Genomic DNA, 14,518 nt, shown 5'->3' with positions numbered 1-14,518 from the left:
TATCGCCTAAAAAAACTTCACGTGCTAAACTTCTGATAAATAAGTTAGTAGGTTGATTTTTCAAATGAATAATTGTAGAATATTGTTCATTAATTGTGTTATAAAATTATATTAGATTTTATAAATATGGAGGTTTATAGATGTACAACAATAGAAAATTAGTTCTATATATTGCAACAAGTTTAGATGGTTACATAGCGACAGAAGATGATTCTTTGGAATGGTTGTTTAAAACTGAAGGCGAAGGAGATAATGGATATTCTGAATTCTACAATACAGTTGATACTATTCTAATTGGTAGAAGAACTTATGACTGGATTATTGAAAAAGAAAAAGGTAAATTTCCTTATAAGAATAAAAAGTGTTATGTATTTTCTAAATCAGAAAAAGGTAAGAATGAAAATGTAGAATTTATTAATCAAGATGTAGTGGAATTTACAAATAAAATCAAAAGACTGGATGGAGGAAACATATGGCTTGTTGGCGGTGGTGTTCTTCTAAATTCTTTTATTAAAGAAAGGTTAGTTAACGAATTTATTATTACTATATCACCTACACTAATAGGTCATGGAATACCTTTATTTAAAAGAAATGATTTTGAGTTAGAACTAAAGTTAAAGGGGATAAGGAGATTCAATCAATTTGTTGAACTCCATTACGAGATGAAATAAAACAATTGATATTTAATTCACAATTTTCTTAGCATATAATAAGATTAGCTTCAAGTTTATAGTTCAATATCAAACATCAATTAATTGAACAACTTCTCAAGTATAATCATATGTTATATATATAAATATTTTAGAGGGATATATGGCACTTTATTTTGATTTAAAAACTATTGAAGAACTTATAGGACATAATTACTCTAGACAACAGAAAGAATTTACATTAGATGAATTAGCACAGTTTGATGGAAATAATGGGAAACCTGTTTATGTGGCAATTGAAGGTATAGTATATGATGTGAGTAAGGTAGCAGAGTGGGCAGGTGGAAAACACTTTGGTAATACTGCAGGTCAAGATTTAACAAGTGAATTTAAGTCTTGTCATGCAATGACTAAACTTAATAAATTACCTAAAGTTGGGGTACTTAAGAAATAAATTATTTAATGGCTTTGATTAAAAATCAGGGCCTTTTTGCTTTAATATACATTTTATACTAATTATGTTATAATGAATGGAGTTCTTTGATCCGCTTTGAAGATGAAAAAGATCCTATGGCTAACTTCATTAGTAAATATTTTAAATATAAATTTTAGAAACACATTTAAAGTATAGTAATTGTAAATATATAATTGCAAGGAATTTCACCTTATGATTATCACATAACTCTATATTGAGGTATGAAGGAGGATATATGAACAAAGCAAAAATTATGATTTTAGGTACATTTCATTTTAAAACTGAAGAGAGTACTAACATTATTAAAATTCAAGATGCCAAGCGCCAGAATGAATTAAAAGAAATTATAAAGAAAATATCTAAATTTAATCCAAATAAATTATGTGTTGAACTAAGACCTAGTGAAGAGGAGCAATATAATAAACTCTTTCAAGAATTTTTATATAAATCTAATTTAGATTTAAGTAAGAGATTAGCTGAAATCGGTATAAGAGGAGCAGATTATAGCATTAATGATGCTGTAGATGAACGTATTAAATTTGCTTTTGATATAGCGAAATACAATAAATTAAATTATATATATGGTATTGATTATTATGATGGTTGGACTCAACCTCTTGTATTTGAGAAAGCTAAAGAAAATCATGCTTTATACAAAAATCTTAATGAGTCATTTATGAAATTTGCAAATAAATACTATGGATTATTTACAGAAGAAACAACCATTGAAGATATATATAGATCTTTTAATAGTAAAGAGTTTAATGAGTTCCAACATGTAACATCATTCCTGCCTTTTAATGATATTGAAATAGGAGATGACTCTATAGGGATTGACTTCGTTGCTTCATGGTATAAAAGAAATCTTCATATTTTTTCTAACTTAAAGCATATTTGTAATGATGACGATCGTGTATTAGTTTTATATGGGGCGGGTCATTTAAAGCTCTTAAGAGATTTTATAAATGATTCTCTCGATTTAGAGTATATAGAAGTTTTACCATATTTAATATAAAACATAACTCCTTTATTTTTAATGAATAAAATAAGGTTAAATTTCTTAATTTATATTTAGAAATTTTATATTAACTATGAGAAGAGGTATATTGATGGATAGCGTTAAATTTGCAGTATTTACTGATTTACATTATGATCATATCCATGATGGTTATGAAAGACTTGAAAACTTCATTACCAATATAAAAAGTCTAGATATAGATTTTGTTATTCAACTTGGGGATTTTTGTGTACCTAAAGAAGAAAATCGATTTTTACTTGATATCCTTGATAGTATAGGGAAGCCTTATTATCATACCATTGGTAATCATGATTCTGATTCATTCCCAAGAGAAGAAGTTATGAAATTTTTAAAAATGTACAATAGTTATTATTCATTTAAAATGGACAAGATTAAGTTTATTGTATTAGATACATGTTTTATAAAAACTGATAATGGATATATACCCTATTGTAAAAGAAACTATGATAAAACACAGGACATATATCCAATTCTTCCAGATTATGAATTTAATTGGCTGGAGGAGCAGTTCAATGATGATAGTGAGTATTATATTATTTTTTCACACCATAGTTTTGAAAATGAATTTGCTAAAAGAGGAGTATATAACAAGGGTGAAGTTAGAGATTTGATAAACAGAATAAATGATACAGGAAAAAAGGTGCTTTTATGCGTAAATGGTCATGACCATGGAGATTCTCTTGAAAAAATAGGACAAACATATTACTTTGGTCTTAATGCTATGTCATATATATGGGTTGGGCCTGAATATGAGCATTTCTCTTACTCAAAGGAAATACATGAAGATTACCCCTTTATAAAAGACTTAGTATTATATAATGAGGGGCTATATGCCATTGTTACAATTAACAAAGATGGGGGCATACATATACAAGGTATCAATGGAAGCTACCAAAATGTCATCCCAAAAGACTTGGGCATTGGTGATAGGTGGAATGGTCGTTCTATACTACCAAGAGTATCTTCATTAAAGGATATATAGTACTTTTATGATTCCCTAAACTACCGTATTATTCAAAATTGAATTTTACGGTAGTTTTTTTATTTCTCAATTTGATATATTATTGAATTTGCAGATAATGCAAATCAATTAGTAAAATATGATCTTTATAAATTGAATAATGCTGTATTAGAAATCTTTCATATAACATAAATATACAGCCACTTTTATTTTGAAAAATATTTTTAAAATTATAATAAAAATATTTGACAAATATGAAAAAGATACATATACTGAATATATAAACATATGAACATGTGTGCATACATTCTAATGAGGTGATATATAAATGAATAACGAAAATGAAATAATTAGTACCTGTAATTGTAATACTATCCATGAAGATGTGATTAAGAGAGTAAAGGAAACTATTCCAGATGAAGAAGATTTATATGAATTAGCAGATTTATTTAAGGTTTTTGGAGATAGTACAAGAATAAAAATAATTTGTGCATTATTCCAAGCAGAAATGTGTGTTTGTGATATTGCGGCACTACTTGGAATGAACCAATCAGCAATATCCCATCAGTTGAGAGTTCTTAAACAGACTAGGTTGGTAAAGAATAGAAAAGAAGGTAAGGTTGTATACTATTCCTTGGATGATGATCATGTTAAGGGGATATTTGATCAAGGATTAGAACATTTATATGAGAAATAAGGAATTTAGGGGGCATGGGAATGAGTAATAAAGTTTTAAAACCTGACGTTAAAGAAGATAAGTCATTACAAATAAAATCTCAATCAAATAATAAATCAAATACTATTATGGAATTGAGAACAACGACAAAGAAAAAACCTGGAAAAGTAAGAAAGCAATTCATTTTGGAAGGGTTAGACTGCGCACATTGTGCATCAAAAATAGAGACAAAACTAAATAGTATTGATGGAATTGCCAATGCATCAGTAAATTTTATCACTAAAACTTTAACTATGGAGTTAGAAGAAATAAGTAGAGTTAATGAATTAGTTGCTTCATCTATAGAGTCAATAAACAAAATAGAATCACATGTAAAAGTCAAAGAAAAGTCTGTAGGAAAGTCAAACAAATTAGTGATAATTCTTAAGGGGTTATGCTGTGCAAATTGCGCATCAAAAATTGAAAAAGAATCTCAAAATATTACTAATGTTAGTAGTGCTATAGTTGATTTTGTAGCTCAAAAACTTATTCTAGAAGTGGAAAACAATAGCGATAAAGATAACATTGTTGAATCAGTTAAACAAATTGTTAAAAGGATTGAACCTGATGTAAAAGTATATGTTGAAGAAGGAAATCAGAACAGAAAGCAAAGATCCCATGATCATAATCATGATCATGAGCATGAAAATAGCAAAAAGGAATTTGTAAGACTTGGAGTTGGTGCAGCAATTTTTGCCATTGCTACAGCTTTTAAATTTAATTTTTATGTTGAGTTATCATTGTTTTTAGTTAGTTATCTCCTTGTTGGCGGAGAAGTTGTGTTAAGAGCATTGAAAAATATTAGAGGAGGTCAAATTTTTGATGAAAACTTCCTTATGAGTATAGCTACTATAGGAGCTTTTGCTATTGGTGAGTTCCCAGAAGGTGTAGCAGTTATGCTATTCTATCAATTAGGTGAAATATTCCAAGGTATGGCTGTAAATCGCTCAAGAAAATCCATAGCAGAATTAATGGATATAAGACCGGATTTTGCGAACTTAAAAATTGGTAGTGATATTAAAAAGGTATCACCAGAAGAGGTTAATATAGGTGATATTATAGTTGTAAGACCTGGGGAAAAGGTTCCTCTAGATGGTAAAGTAATTGAAGGAAATTCTATGGTAGATACTTCTGCACTTACTGGTGAATCAGTTCCTAGAGAGGTAGAAATAGGAGATGCTGTACTAGGCGGAGTTATTAATAAAAATGGTCTATTAACTATAGAAGTAGAAAAAGAATTTGGAGATTCTACTATTGCTAAGATACTTGATTTAGTTCAAAATGCAAGTAGTAAAAAAGCTCCCACAGAGAACTTTATAACTAAATTTGCAAGATATTATACACCTGCTGTGGTTTTTTCTGCATTAGCATTAGCTGTATTACCACCACTATTTATAAGTGGAGCTACCTTCTCAGAGTGGATATATAGAGCATTAGCCTTTTTAGTAGTATCTTGCCCATGTGCTTTAGTTGTATCTATTCCCCTTGGTTTCTTTGGTGGTATAGGTGGAGCTTCAAAAAATGGAATACTTGTTAAAGGTGGAAACTACCTTGAGGCATTAAATAATGTAGAAGTTGTAGTATTTGATAAAACTGGAACATTAACTAAGGGTGTATTTAAGGTGACAGAAATACAACCTCAAGGCAATGTATCAAGGGACGAACTTATCACTTATGCAGCCTTTGCTGAGAGCTTTTCTAATCATCCAATAGCAACTTCTATTGTTAAAGCATATAGTAAGGAAATAGATAATGAATCAATTGAAAATTATGAAGAGATTTCAGGACATGGTGTAAAAGCCACTGTTTTAGGAAAAGAAGTTTTAGCAGGTAATTATAAGTTAATGAATAAAGAAAATATATCCTATTCACAAGTTGAAACAATAGGTACTGTAGTGCATGTTGCTGTTAATAAAGAGTATGCAGGATATATAGTTATCTCAGATGAAGTGAAAGAAGATTCAGCTAAGGCAATTAAAGCTTTAAAAGAAATTGGTGTTAGAAAAACTGTTATGCTTACAGGAGATAATAAAGTTGTTGGAACTAAAGTTGCCAAGCAATTAGGGTTAGATGAAGTATATTCAGAGTTATTACCAGATCAAAAGGTCGAAAAAGTAGAAGCATTAGATAAAGAAAAATCCTCTAAAGGCAAGTTAATATTTGTTGGTGATGGAATAAATGATGCTCCAGTTTTAGCAAGAGCAGATATTGGGATAGCTATGGGTGGTGTTGGATCTGATGCGGCAATAGAAGCTGCTGATGTTGTAATAATGACTGATGAACCTTCAAAGATTGCATCTGCAATAAAAATAGCTAAGAAAACAAGAGCAATAGTTATGCAAAATATTGTTTTTGCTTTAGGTATTAAAGCAATAATATTAGTACTTGTAGCTCTTGGATTAGGAACTATGTGGGAGGCTGTATTTGGTGATGTAGGTGTAACACTAATTGCGGTACTAAACTCTATGAGAGCAATGAAAACAGAGCAATAGCTTAATTCTTAATTCTCAATATTTTTAAATAGCGTAACAAATATATAATTAAATAACGTATCCATAATACCGTATTATTCAATATGAATATGCGGTATTTTTATTTTGTAATTCAAACATATTATGCAATTTGTAGATAAAGCGAAATAAGTACTTAAATTTAATCTTTGAAAATTGAATAATACAGTGTTGAAAAATCATGATATTTTACTTTTGTTATAAAAATAACCATATAAGACAGTGTAAATATGATATAATTACCATTAGTTAAGTCAAAATAGTAAAAAATTGCGTATCGTCTTAATAAATAATATAATTGACTTAATACAAATAGGGAGTGTGATATCATGAATATTAATCTCATGGATAGAAAAATGCTTAAAATACTCTGTGCAAAGTCTGTAGGTATGAGTTTGCGCGACAATTTGCACAGAGATAGATATTTAGTCGCTTTTCATAAATAAATTCATACATATACAGGCTTTGTTTCCTTAATTAAATAATAAATTTAAGGAAGTGAGCTTTGTGAAATATGTAAGAATTGATAGAATATTACCAGATGATTTAGTTAAAGAAATTCAAAAGTATATTCAAGGTGAATATATATATGTCCCTTCCCCTCCTGAAAAGAGAAAAAAATGGGGTGAAAAATCTAAAAGCCGAGATTATATAAAAGCTAGAAATGCAAAGATATTAAACCAATATATAGGTGGGCAATCAATTAGCAATCTTGCTGAAGAATTCTTCCTTTCACATAGTAATATTAAGAAAATTGTATATAAAAAAGATAACTAGTAAAAAGCTACCACTCTTGTAATGTGTGGTAGCTTTTGTATAAAAGATGATATAGAAACGATTATTATCTTTCATAAAAAATATAGAAGCTTTAAAATGATATTGAACATAAAATTCATTTTAAAAATGAATTTGTAATTATTCTCGTATATATTAGAACAAAAGGAGAGAGTCAAAATGAATAAAAAAATATCATTAATTCATTCTACAAATTTAGCTCCAGTAGATTATGCTTATGCTGGACGTATACCTTCAGGAATGGACTTATTATTTTTGGCGGGTGCATGTCCCATTAATAGAGATGGAGAAGTACCTAATTTGAGTGATTATGAGATTCAGGCAAAACTTTGTGTAGAGAATTTGAAGGAAGCACTGAAAGACTGTGGGGCCACTTTGGAAGACGTTGTATATACCAGAGTTCTTGTAGCATCTCAAAATCAGTCAGATTTGGTAACTGCATGGGAAAAAATAATAAAAGAGTTTGGTAATCATGATGTTCCAAGCACCTTATTTGGAGTTACAGTATTAGGATATACAAATCAATTGGTAGAAATTGAAGCAGTAGCAGCAGTAGAAAATAATTCAAAATGATTGAAGTATAGAGGTCAACTAATTTACACCATTCTTATTTAACGTAACAACTGAAAAGACGAGCGATTTATTAAAACACTGTATTATTCAAGTTTGAATTTTACGGTGTTTTTTACATCGTAATTCAAATAAATAATGTGATAACCAAGAGACATGCCAACCGTATATTCTTATATAATTGTTCTTTTACAATATATTAATATATGTTGTAAAATATGTTATAATATAGGATATAAAATCAAATATAAGTATCTATTGTACAAAAATATGAACTTATTTTATAGTGATTGGAGTGAAAAAGTGAAGATTGGAACCCGAATCGGGTACAATGAAAATCTATATTATGGTGGACATATTGGTTATAGAGTTGAAGAAAACTATAGGGGAAATAATTATGCTTCAAAGGCTTGTAAAATTATCAAAGATGTAGCCATTGCACATGGAATGAATAGACTTATAATAACTTGCAATCCAGAGAACTACCCATCTCGAAAAACTTGTGAAAAAGCAGGACTTAAACTTAAAGAGATAGTAGATTTGCCACCATATAATGAACTGTATCTAGAGGGAGAACGACAAGAGTGCATATATGAATGAATTTTAGAATAGTTATTGCCCGTAATTTTCTACAGAAACAGTAATTATAAAGTATCTGTATTGATCAATATAGGTGAGCTTTATCGGAAATGGGGAATTATAGTATGTCAAATTTAAGAAAGTTGGTTGGACACCTACCATCAGCTGGAGTTATTATAGTAGATGAAAAAAATAGGGTACTACTGCAACTAAGAACTGATAATAATAAATGGAGTATTCCAGGCGGTGCCATGGTTTTAGGTGAAACTACAGAGGAAGCTGCAAAAAGAGAAGTTTTTGAGGAAACCAATTTAGTTGTGGAAGAGCTTAGTCTATTTAATGTTTATTCTGGAGAAGAACAACATTGGATTTATCCTGATGGAAACGAAGTATATTTTACTAGTATTGTGTATATAACAAACACATTTAACGGAACTATGAAAGTTGATGGAATTGAAGGTAAGGAGTTAAAATTCTTTGATATAAATAACTTACCTCAGGAAATTACACCATGCAATAAGCCTATTTTAAATGATGTGAAAAATAGATTGAAACATATTTTTTAGATTAAAAATAAAGTATGTAATTCACATTAGGAAAGGAGTGGTATTTAAATGAATAGAATTATGAGGTGTTTTTTTACTAAAGTGGAGGGATAAGAATTGTATTATTCATATATCCTCCCATTAAATAAGAGGAGTGAACATTAAATGATAATAATGGAAACAGAAAGACTTATTATTAGAAAATTTAAAACAGAAGATTGGAAAGATTTATATGAATATCTTTCTCAAGAATCAGTGGTTAAATATGAACCATATGATGTTTGTAATGAAGATGAAAGTAAAGAAGAAGCTATTTACCGTTCGCAAAATGATGCCTTTTGGGCTGTATGTTTAAAAGAAAACAATAGATTAATTGGCAATGTTTATTTTCAGCAACAGGGTCCTAAAGAATTTTTAACATGGGAAATCGGTTATGTGTTTAATCCTGCATATTATGGAAAAGGCTATGCCACAGAGGCGTGTAAAAGAGTTTTGAGGTATGGCTTTGAACAATTAGGAACTCATCGAGTTATTGGTAAGTGTAACCCTGAAAATGCTCCCTCATGGAGATTATTAGAACGACTTTTCATGAGAAGGGAAGGACATTTTAAAAAACCAGCTTATTTCAAAAAAAACATTGATGGGAAGGCAATATGGCATGATGCTTACCAGTATTCCATATTAGAGGAAGAGTGGTTTGATTCTACTAAACAATTTGATATTTAGCTAATTTTTAAATGACGTAGTGAATAGATATCTATTTGATGAAGAGGTAGTTTTTGTGTTCTAATTTATTTAAAACAATACAACTTACAAAGGAGGAGGGGATATTTTGAACTATGTTTTTATTCCTATGAATAAAGAATATGCAAATGAGATTGCATTTAATTGGAAGTATAATGGAGTATATTCATTCTATGACATAATAGCTGACGAAGATGATTTAAAGGAATTTCTTAATGAGGATAATTGGGAAGGACAATATTTCGCTGTTCTTAATGATGAATGTGAGTTAGTTGCTTATTACTCATACTGCTTTGAAGGTGGTATTATGTGGATAGGGTTTGGTCTAAAGCCTGAATTAACTGGGAGAGGGACCGGGGCTGAATTTGTAGTTTCTGGTATTAACTTTGGGATAAAAGAATTTGAGTATAGGAAAGATTATATTATGTTGGCAGTTGCTTCATTTAATAAGCGAGCAATAAAGGTATATGAGAACATAGGCTTCCAATTTATAGAGAAATATATGCAAAAAACAAATGGTGGAGAGTTTGAGTTTATTAAGATGAAAAAATTAATATAAATAATAATGAAACCTATTGAGAACTAGTGACCTTCTAAATTCGTATATAATTTAGATTTATTTATGGTATAAGTTTAAATATTATATATATGAAAGGGGTCAACATCAATGAAAAAAATTATTATAGGAATTTTAGCTCTATGCATTATTGGAGCTATAGCCGTAGCTATATATGCATCACATACAACGACAAATATTTCCATTTGTAAGGAAACTGCTAACCCAATACAGAATGATAATAATCAGTATACTGAAGAAGAGCTTAAACGGGTTAAATTGTATGTTGCAGTTATGAGTGCAGCCTTCCAAATAGAGAATGGAGGAAACGGCTTCATTGCTGTACAAAAAAACACATTAGACGGGTTTATAGAAGAAAAGGCAAAGGAAGATGTACTTGAAGGACTTAAAAGTCTATCAGAAAATGTATATTGGTATGAAGATGTTAAAGATGATAAATCACTTTTTGAATTTGATGACAATGGAATGATGGCAAGAACTTTAAATGGGACTATGCTTTCAATTAAAGTAGAGCAATTTAAGAATAATAAAGCTGTGGTTGAAGCTACTTCCTGGTTTGGCAACTTAGGAGCAGTTTTTCCAAAATATAAAGCTGTCTATAAAAATGGTCAATGGGAATTAGAAGTTGTAAGTATGGCTATATCATAACAATATTAATGGATAATTTTAGTAGATACTGCATTAAAGCATCTCTTAAAGGAGGTGCTTTTTAATATATAGTCATACATATTATTTCAATTATGTTATAATAAGTTTACAATTGTATAACTTGTATTTTAGGATGGTGTATTTAGAATGAAAAATTTGAAACTTGTTTGTTTTGACTTGGATGATACTCTCATTAGAGAAATTCATTCCGTTATGTTGCCATGCATTTTAAATGGGAAAGAAAAAGAGCACTCTCTCATTCAAGAACAGGAAGAAAAAGGACTGCTTGACTATATATCAGCAGATTACCTTAGATCAGAATTGCTTTTAGGTCTTGAAGAACGCAAAATAGCTCAATCTTTTTTGGAGATTGCAAAACCTTTAAAAAATATCAAGAGTGTAGTTGAAGCATTACATGAACAAAATATTAAATGTATTGTTATTACTGTCGGTCCAAAGCAAGTAGCCAAAGTTGTATGTGATATTTGGGGATTTGATTATTATTATGGTAGTGATTATGAAGTAGTTGAAGGAGTGTTTACTGGAAAAATCCTTAATTATATTGGGGCGGAACAAAAAATTGAGTGTTTACAAGATTTTTGTAGTAACAATAGGATTAAACCCGAAGAATGCATTGCTGTAGGTGATGGTTCAACAGATATTCCAATTTTTCAATACTGTGGAGGCTCTATCGCAATAAACAGCTCATTGAAAGTTCAACAGAATGCACTGTATGCAGTTGATACAGACGATTTGACGGACATTCTTAAATATATAGGAGAGGTTATCAAAGTTTTATAAATAATATTGGGTAAAGATAGTGTTAAGTGTGCAGAATTAGTTTCTAATGCAATGAACATATATAATATAGTTGGATATTACATGTTATATATTGCTTGTGGTACTGGAATTCTTGCAACCAAATTAAAGATTATGAATTTTGAAGTTATTGGAATTGATATTTCTGGGGATATGATTAATGTAGCCAAGGAGACTACAGCAGCAATTAAATTTGAAGTTGAATAAAAAATTCCATATTATATTCAGTTAAAAAACTTAAAAAACTTTACACTAACGAATAAAATTAAGGGGAATAATATGTGGAGGTAGTTATGAATATCTTTAAAAATCTCAAAGCTAAGCTATTTATAAGAATAGGGGTTATTTTATTGTGTTTAATTGAAATTTCAATTCTTGTGATGGTGTTCTTTAAGTATGATACAGTTATAAGTTATGGATTTTTCACAATACTTATCCCATTTCAAGTATTGTGGTGGTTTAACTTAACTGGTAATAATACTAAAGTTCAAATAACCAACAGACAAAAGATATCTACAATAATTATTAGTATTTCTAGTATATTAATTGCTATGTCGATACCTGCTGCATTACCTAAATATACCTACGTAGAAGGGAAAACAATTTTAGAAGAATCCTTAAATAAAGATGATAGTATGAAGTTTTTAGTTGAGGCGGATTATGTTTATACAATTGATGTCACCCCTTTTCATAAACCTTTCCCTAAATCTTTATTTATAAACAATAAATTCTACTATTATGAAATAATCATTAATGATAATCTAAGATATTTTGCAATAAATCCCCTCACAGGTGAGAGAGTAGAGCTGGCAGATAGCTTTTATCACTAATATAATTCTAATATAACAAACTAAACATTTTCTGTACAAGAATAGTTGCGACATTAATTTTTTTCTTTAGTATACTTTTAGTTGAAAGGAAGTTATCTTATGGATTGGCTTAAAAGAATGAATTGTGCATTGGACTATGTTGAGAATAATCTATTGAGTGAAATTGATATGAATGTTGTCGCTCAAATGGCATGCTGTTCATCTTACAATTTTCAAAAGATGTTTTCATTTATAACTGAAATATCTTTGGTTGAATATATAAGGAGAAGAAGATTAACTCTGGCTGCTTTTGAAATTCAAAATAGTGATGTGAAGATAATGGATGTTGCCTTAAAGTATGGTTACGAGTCACCAGTTTCGTTTACGAGAGCATTTCAATCATTGCATGGTATAGTACCATCATTAGCACGTGAAGGTGGTATTATACTTAAAGCCTATCCACGAATATCCTTTCAAATTTCTATTAAAGGAGAAAGTGAGATGGAGTACAGAATTGAAACGAAAGAGGCTTTTGATATTTTTGGAATTGAGACTATTGGATCCTCAATTAGTGATGAAAGATACCAAAGCCCAGCACAACTTTGGCAAAAATGTCACAGAGAAGGCTTGTATGAAAAACTATTTACGGACTCGGGAGACTTGCCATCATTTATGCCACAAGACTTATGTAAGATTCATGGTGCAGTGAACTATAGAAAAACAGAAGACAATACATTCCCATATATGCTTTGTTGTTTCATAGGTAATAATAGTAATACAGAAGGTTATATTATGGAGCATATTCCAGCACAAACTTATGCAGTTTTTCCATCTAAAAGGTTTAAGTGGGATGAAAATATTGGAACAATTCTAACCACTCTACAAAAAAGATTTTATAGTGAATGGCTACCTACTTCAAACTACGAAAAGATTGATGGTGCGGAATTTGAAATCTATGGTGGAACTAAAGTGTATGGTTACATTGAAATATGGTATCCTGTAGTTAGAAAATAGGCTAATGCGAAAATCAAGTGGCTACTTCCAAAGGAATTTAGCCACTTGATTTTTATAAATATTTCTTTTGTTAAGCATAATCAATATTATTAATCCTTCTAAGTGTGTTATCTTAAATTACTAGCATTAATTAAAGGACTTTGCTTAGGCTTTAACTCTGTATCTAAAGTATTGATATTTTACAAGAAAATATGCAAGTATGTTGGTTGAATTTAATATATCTTGTTTATATAATACTTTAATGCGATGCTTTTAGCATATACATACATTTTATTGTAATTATGCTACAATAAGTTTGTATTACTATATATGTAAATGAAAATTGTAAGAAATGGCTATATATACATTGAAAATAAAGAGGAGAATAAAAGTATGGATATAAAAATAATATCGTCTGAAAACAGAGAACAAATAAATGAGTTTATTAGTTCCCATTGGTTTTCTACTGTCATGGTTGTTAGAGGAGAAGTGGTTGATATGACAATTCTTGATGGTTTTGTTACATACGAAGTAGAAAAAATTATTGGATTAATGACATATAAAATTAAGGGTACTGAATGTGAGATTATGTCTTTAGATAGTTTGCTGGAAAAGCAAGGAATTGGAACTGCCCTTGTAAACAAAGTTATTGAAATAGCAAGAGATAATGAATGCACTAAAATTAAATTGATTACAACAAATGATAATATAAACGCTCTACGCTTTTACCAAAAACTTGGATTTGATATGGCAAAACTTTATCATAATGCATTAGATATTTCAAGAAAGTTAAAACCCTCTATTCCTTTACTTGGTAATTTTGATATACCCTTAAAACATGAAATTGAATTTGAAATGGACTTATTTTAGTAATAATACTTTAGTTCGTATTTTTCTTATCTTGTCTATAAGTCAATTGATATATTAAAATAAAAAAATTATACTTTTACCTAATTTAGAACACATCTGGGTATATACTTAACTATTTACATAGGTAAAAATGTATATAGAGAACTATTTAAATATAAAAATATGAACCTATTTAACTATAGAAATATTTAACTATTAAACTAGCATTCCTGTTATAAA

At 29.4% G+C, this 14,518-nt stretch carries 18 protein-coding genes; all 18 read left to right on the top strand.

Features of this window, described 5'->3' with window-relative positions:
* Window positions 1–140 precede the first annotated feature (140 nt).
* The 18 genes from B2694_RS11635 (at window position 141) to B2694_RS11550 (ending at window position 14,299) form a co-directional block, all read left to right on the top strand.
* Window positions 141–671, top strand: coding sequence for a dihydrofolate reductase family protein (locus B2694_RS11635; protein ID WP_346885886.1), 531 nt, complete (start codon window positions 141–143; stop codon window positions 669–671).
* A gap of 142 nt (window positions 672–813) precedes the next feature.
* The gene (locus tag B2694_RS11630; protein ID WP_346885885.1) at window positions 814–1,104 is read left to right on the top strand and encodes a cytochrome b5 domain-containing protein; all 291 of its coding nucleotides are present in this window, start codon (window positions 814–816) and stop codon (window positions 1,102–1,104) included.
* A gap of 256 nt (window positions 1,105–1,360) precedes the next feature.
* The gene (locus B2694_RS11625; RefSeq protein WP_346885884.1) at window positions 1,361–2,140 is read left to right on the top strand and encodes a DUF5694 domain-containing protein; all 780 of its coding nucleotides are present in this window, start codon (window positions 1,361–1,363) and stop codon (window positions 2,138–2,140) included.
* Between the two features lie 94 nt (window positions 2,141–2,234).
* Window positions 2,235–3,146, top strand: coding sequence for a metallophosphoesterase (locus B2694_RS11620; protein WP_346885883.1), 912 nt, complete (start codon window positions 2,235–2,237; stop codon window positions 3,144–3,146).
* A gap of 307 nt (window positions 3,147–3,453) precedes the next feature.
* Window positions 3,454–3,822 carry a metalloregulator ArsR/SmtB family transcription factor gene (locus tag B2694_RS11615; RefSeq protein WP_346846881.1) on the top strand — a complete coding sequence of 123 codons (369 nt, stop codon included), beginning with the start codon at window positions 3,454–3,456 and terminating at the stop codon, window positions 3,820–3,822.
* A 107-nt stretch (window positions 3,823–3,929) separates the two neighbouring features.
* Window positions 3,930–6,332: a heavy metal translocating P-type ATPase gene (locus tag B2694_RS11610; RefSeq protein ID WP_346885887.1), complete on the top strand. Its 2,403-nt coding sequence runs from the start codon at window positions 3,930–3,932 to the stop codon at window positions 6,330–6,332.
* Window positions 6,333–6,857: 525 nt separating this feature from the next.
* Window positions 6,858–7,127 (top strand): CD3324 family protein, encoded by a 270-nt coding sequence (locus B2694_RS11605; RefSeq protein ID WP_346885882.1) that lies wholly within the window; start codon window positions 6,858–6,860, stop codon window positions 7,125–7,127.
* Window positions 7,128–7,304: 177 nt separating this feature from the next.
* Window positions 7,305–7,718, top strand: a complete 414-nt coding sequence (locus B2694_RS11600; RefSeq protein WP_346885881.1) for a RidA family protein — start codon at window positions 7,305–7,307, stop codon at window positions 7,716–7,718.
* 267 nt (window positions 7,719–7,985) lie between these two features.
* Window positions 7,986–8,315: a GNAT family N-acetyltransferase gene (locus tag B2694_RS11595; RefSeq protein WP_346885880.1), complete on the top strand. Its 330-nt coding sequence runs from the start codon at window positions 7,986–7,988 to the stop codon at window positions 8,313–8,315.
* A 104-nt stretch (window positions 8,316–8,419) separates the two neighbouring features.
* Window positions 8,420–8,860 (top strand): NUDIX hydrolase, encoded by a 441-nt coding sequence (locus tag B2694_RS11590; RefSeq protein ID WP_346885879.1) that lies wholly within the window; start codon window positions 8,420–8,422, stop codon window positions 8,858–8,860.
* Between the two features lie 144 nt (window positions 8,861–9,004).
* On the top strand, window positions 9,005–9,565 hold the full coding sequence (locus B2694_RS11585; RefSeq protein WP_346885878.1) for a GNAT family protein: 561 nt from the start codon (window positions 9,005–9,007) through the stop codon (window positions 9,563–9,565).
* A gap of 106 nt (window positions 9,566–9,671) precedes the next feature.
* A complete protein-coding gene (locus tag B2694_RS11580) occupies window positions 9,672–10,142 on the top strand; it encodes a GNAT family N-acetyltransferase (RefSeq protein ID WP_346885877.1) in 471 nt (156 codons plus the stop codon).
* A gap of 108 nt (window positions 10,143–10,250) precedes the next feature.
* Window positions 10,251–10,808, top strand: coding sequence for a hypothetical protein (locus B2694_RS11575; RefSeq protein WP_346885876.1), 558 nt, complete (start codon window positions 10,251–10,253; stop codon window positions 10,806–10,808).
* Between the two features lie 147 nt (window positions 10,809–10,955).
* Window positions 10,956–11,609 (top strand): HAD family phosphatase, encoded by a 654-nt coding sequence (locus tag B2694_RS11570; RefSeq protein WP_346885875.1) that lies wholly within the window; start codon window positions 10,956–10,958, stop codon window positions 11,607–11,609.
* Between the two features lie 6 nt (window positions 11,610–11,615).
* The gene (locus B2694_RS11565) at window positions 11,616–11,834 is read left to right on the top strand and encodes a class I SAM-dependent methyltransferase (protein ID WP_346885874.1); all 219 of its coding nucleotides are present in this window, start codon (window positions 11,616–11,618) and stop codon (window positions 11,832–11,834) included.
* Between the two features lie 86 nt (window positions 11,835–11,920).
* Window positions 11,921–12,457, top strand: a complete 537-nt coding sequence (locus tag B2694_RS11560; protein ID WP_346885873.1) for a hypothetical protein — start codon at window positions 11,921–11,923, stop codon at window positions 12,455–12,457.
* Between the two features lie 99 nt (window positions 12,458–12,556).
* The gene (locus B2694_RS11555) at window positions 12,557–13,450 is read left to right on the top strand and encodes an AraC family transcriptional regulator (RefSeq protein ID WP_346885872.1); all 894 of its coding nucleotides are present in this window, start codon (window positions 12,557–12,559) and stop codon (window positions 13,448–13,450) included.
* Window positions 13,451–13,822: 372 nt separating this feature from the next.
* Window positions 13,823–14,299 carry a GNAT family N-acetyltransferase gene (locus tag B2694_RS11550; protein WP_346885871.1) on the top strand — a complete coding sequence of 159 codons (477 nt, stop codon included), beginning with the start codon at window positions 13,823–13,825 and terminating at the stop codon, window positions 14,297–14,299.
* Window positions 14,300–14,518: the final 219 nt, after the last annotated feature.

Source organism: Clostridium sp. UBA4395, from assembly GCF_002390995.1.
Taxonomy (GTDB): domain Bacteria; phylum Bacillota; class Clostridia; order Clostridiales; family Clostridiaceae; genus Clostridium_J; species Clostridium_J sulfidigenes.
Note: the sequence above shows the minus strand (reverse complement) of the source record. Positions and strands in the feature narration are given on the sequence as shown.